The sequence below is a fragment of the Paractinoplanes durhamensis genome (assembly GCF_016862175.1).
GTDB lineage: Bacteria > Actinomycetota > Actinomycetes > Mycobacteriales > Micromonosporaceae > Actinoplanes > Actinoplanes durhamensis.
Window position 1 is genome coordinate 1 of record NZ_BOML01000138.1, and the last position, 512, is coordinate 512.

General features: G+C 63.3%; 1 protein-coding gene. It reads right to left on the reverse strand.

The features are described from left to right. On the reverse strand, nucleotides 1–512 hold a 512-nt coding region (locus tag Adu01nite_RS47470; RefSeq protein ID WP_203736008.1), incomplete at both ends, for a polyketide synthase dehydratase domain-containing protein.

Below are 512 nucleotides of genomic sequence, written 5' to 3' on the forward strand. Positions count from 1 at the left end.
CACCTGCCCAGCAGCATCAGCGAAACTCGTCAGGATCATCGCGTGCAACGCCGCATCAAGCAGAGCCGGATGAACACCGAACCCGGCATCCTGCCCATCGGGCAACATCACCTCGGCGTAAACGTCCCCACCATCACGCCAAACCGCCCGCAACCCCTGAAACACCGGCCCGTAGTGATAACCAAGCGACTCCGCATGCGGGTAAAACCCCTCCACCGCAACCGGCTGAGCACCCGACGGCGGCCACACCACCAAATCGGCCGGACCATCCACGACCCGCACAGCGGCGCCGACCGTAGCGGTCGCATGCAGAATCCACTCAACGTCCACACCATCAACCCGGGTATGAACAGTGACACTCTCACCGGAAACAGTGACCTGAACCTGCACCGATCCCGTGTCCGGCAGCGTCATCGGGGTATGCAGGGTCAGCTCTGTCACGTGCGGGCAGCCGACCTCCTCACCAGCACGCAACACCAACTCCAGCAGCAAAGTCCCCGGGGCCAGCACCA